Raw genomic sequence first — 1,441 nt, 5'->3', positions numbered from 1 at the left:
TATGAACGACATATGATATTGTCATAGTATAAACACAAATGAATTTGTCAATGCATAGTACAATCTATATATACAGATAGGAGGTACTATGAGAAAGGTTAGTTTAACAATGACAAATCATTATACGTATACATTAGTGAAGCAGTATGTAGAGAACGGAGGTAGTGTAAAGAGGTTAACGGCTAGACTTAATAGATCTGAAAGAACTGTATATCGCTATATTAAAGGCTATAAAAAGCATGGAAAGTCTTTCTTTGTACATGGTAATACAGGCCGTAGGCCTGTAACTACAATTCCTGATGAGATTAAAAAACATATTATAGAAATTTATAACTCATCTTTATACGATACTAATTTCACACACTTTTACGAAATTCTTCAAGAGGAATACCCTCAGTATGCTCATATCTCTTTAAGCACTATTAAAAATATCTTTAAGAAAGAAGATCTACCTTCACCAAAAGCTCGACGTAGTACTTTGAAAGCCTTACGTAGAAAATTGAAGCTTCAGGAAAAGGAGGGATCTGCAGATATTCCCGATATACTTATTGAAGAACCCATAGAATCTACCTGTCCACATCCTCGCAGAGAGCGTTCTAAGTATGCTGGTGAGCTATTATATATGGATGCGTCTATTCATCCTTGGTTTGGACCTAATTATGAGAAAACTGCCCTACACGCTTCCATTGATGATTCTACTGGAACCCTAACAGGACTGTATATGGATACGCAAGAAACTTTAAAAGGTTACTACCATAGTTTCGCCTATACACTAGCAAACTTTGGGATTCCAGTCACCATCCAGACAGATGGTCGTACTGTTTTTGAATACAAAAGAGCCGGTGTACGATCCACAGAAAACGATACACCGACTCAATTTACGTATGCTTGCAAACAGCTAGGTACAGAGGTTGCTGCTGGTCATTCTGCCCAAGAGTAAGGAAAGGTTGAGAGCCTATTCCAAACACTTCAATCTCGATTACCAGTCGAATTTAGAAGAAGGGGCATTACTGACATTGACGCAGCTAATGAATTCCTCACCAAAGAATTTATTCCATACTTTAACGCTAAGTTCGCTCGCGCTTTTAATAATACCACATCTGTCTTTGAAGGGCCAATGGAATTAGCAGATATTAATCTAGCACTTAGCGTATTAAGTGAAAGAACTGTAGATAATGGTCACTGCATAAGCTACCAAAATGAGTATTACAAATTCTTAAAAACAAATGGTGAACTAGCTGTGCCAAAGCCAAAACAAAAGGTGTTGGTGATTAAATCATTAGATGGCACTATGTATGCTTCTTGCAAAGAGGTTTTATATGTATTAGAGAAAATTCCTCATAATACGGCATATTCTAAAAACTTTGATTATGTAGAGGAAAACCCTAAACCCAGAAGACAATATATACCTGATATGCGTCATCCTTGGAAACACGATGTA

General features: G+C 36.6%; 1 protein-coding gene and 1 pseudogene. Both read left to right on the top strand.

Annotated elements, in window-relative coordinates:
* Positions 1–88: 88 nt before the first annotated feature.
* Entirely contained in the window at positions 89–940 is an 852-nt protein-coding gene (locus EO117_RS09040) for a helix-turn-helix domain-containing protein (RefSeq protein WP_126940113.1), read from the top strand.
* A 177-nt stretch (positions 941–1,117) separates the two neighbouring features.
* Positions 1,118–1,441 (top strand): annotated as a pseudogene (locus tag EO117_RS09035) (ISNCY family transposase); the annotation flags it as partial.

Origin of the sequence: Veillonella sp. VA142 (genome assembly GCF_003992135.1) — a bacterium.
GTDB lineage: Bacteria > Bacillota > Negativicutes > Veillonellales > Veillonellaceae > F0422.
The sequence above is the reverse complement of the archived record's forward strand: the minus strand, read 5'-3'. Positions and strand labels throughout refer to the sequence as shown.

What these genes read in the sequence shown, in the direction of transcription:
- EO117_RS09040 (WP_126940113.1), top strand. Translation starts at nt 89, where the DNA reads ATGAGAAAGGTTAGTTTAACAATGACAAATCATTATACGTATACATTA.